Source organism: Rhodococcus sp. HNM0563 (assembly GCF_012726195.1).
Classification (GTDB): domain Bacteria; phylum Actinomycetota; class Actinomycetes; order Mycobacteriales; family Mycobacteriaceae; genus Rhodococcus.
In genome coordinates this window covers 1-1760 of the sequence record NZ_JAASAF010000026.1, presented here as the reverse complement: position 1 = coordinate 1760, position 1760 = coordinate 1, and the positions used below count along the sequence as shown (strand labels likewise).

The 1760-nt window shown below is 64.8% G+C and carries 1 protein-coding gene; it reads left to right on the top strand.

Annotated features, from left to right (window positions below):
* Nucleotides 1–17: 17 nt before the first annotated feature.
* Nucleotides 18–1760: non-ribosomal peptide synthetase (locus HCA61_RS25785; RefSeq protein WP_169691045.1), on the top strand; the 1743-nt coding region annotated here is incomplete at its 3' end.

Below are 1760 nucleotides of genomic sequence, written 5' to 3'. Positions count from 1 at the left end.
GTGGGCGTGGTCGGGGTGTGGTGTTGCCGCAGTTGTTGGTGTCGGCGGTGGAGTCGTGTGGTGATGCGGTGGCGGTGGTTGCTGGTGGGCGGTCGTTGTCGTATCGGGAGCTCGATGAGGTGTCGTCGCGGTGGGCGCGGTGGTTGATTTCTCGGGGTGTGGGTCCGGGGGATGCGGTGGTGGTGGCGGTGCCGCGTTCGCTCGAGTCGGTGGTGGTGTTGTGGGCGGTGGTGAAGTCGGGGGCGACTTTTGTGCCGGTGGATCCGGGGTATCCGGCTGAGCGTGTCGAGTTCATGGTGTCCGATTCGGGTGCTGTGTTGGTGGTGACGGTGTCGTCGGTGGTGGATGCGGTGTCGGTGTCGTGTCCGTCTGCGGTGCCGGTGGTGGTGTTCGATGATGCGGGTGTGGTGTCGGAGGTGGCGGGGTTGTCGTCGCGTCCGGTGTCGTATGCGGATCGGGTGCGGTCGGTGGAGCTGGTTGATGCGGCGTGGATGATTTATACGTCGGGGTCGACGGGGCGGCCTAAGGGTGTGGTGGTGTCGCATGCTGGTGTGGCGCCGTTGATTTCGGCTGAGCGTGAGCATTTCGGGGTGGATGGGTCGTCTCGGGTGTTGCATGTATGTTCGCCGAGTTTCGATGTGTCGTTGTTGGAGTTGTTGGTGGGGTTTTCGGCGGGGGCGTCGGTGGTGGTGGCTCCGGCGGGTGTCGGTGGTGGGCCGGAGTTGGCGGAGTTGATTGCGGCGGAGCGGGTGTCGCATGTGTTCATGACGCCGGGTGCGTTGGGGTCGATGGATCCGGTGGGGTTGGATTCGTTGTCGACTGTGGTGGTGGCGGGGGAGGCGTTCACGCCGGAGTTGGTGCGGCGGTGGTCTGTTCCGGGTGTGCGGCGTTTTTTCAATGCGTATGGTCCGACGGAGACGACGATTTTGGCGACGAGTTCGTCGGAGTTGGTGCCGGGTTCGGTGGTGTCGATCGGGTCGGCGATTGCGGGGGTGGGGTGTTTTGTGCTGGATGAGCGTTTGCGTCCGGTGCCTGAGGGTGTGGTGGGGGAGTTGTATGTGGCGGGGGCGCAGGTGGCTCGGGGGTATCACGGTCGTGTGGGGTTGACGTCGTCTCGTTTTGTGGCGGATCCGTTTTCGTCGTCGGGTGGGCGGATGTATCGGACGGGTGATCTGGTGCGTCGGGGTGGTGATGGGGTGTTGGAGTATGTGGGGCGTAGCGATTTTCAGGTGAAGGTGCGGGGTTTTCGTATCGAGTTGGGGGAGATCGATGCGGTGTTGTCGTCGTTGCCGGGGGTGGGTTTTGCGGTGACGGTGGGGTCGGTGTTGGCGTCGGGTGAGTCGGCGTTGGTGTCGTATGTGGTGGCGGAGTCGGGTGTGGTGCTCGAGTCGGGTGTGGTGCGTGAGCGGGTGGCGGGGGTGTTGCCGGGGTATATGGTGCCGGCGTTGGTGGTGGTGCTTGATGAGGTGCCGTTGACGCCGGTGGGGAAGGTGGATCGGGGGGCGTTGCCGGAGCCGGTGTTTGCGGTGCGGGAGTTTCGGGCGCCGCGGTCGGTGTTGGAGGAGTCGGTGGCGTCGGTGGTGGCGTCGGTGTTGGGTTTGGGGCGGGTCGGTTTGGATGATTCGTTTGTGGATTTGGGGGGTAATTCGTTGGCGGCGACGCGTGTGGTGGCGCGGTTGTCGTCGGTGGTGGGTGTGCGGGTGCCGGTGTCGGTGGTGTTCGAGGTGGGGTCGGTGGAGGAGTTGGCTGCCCGGATCGAA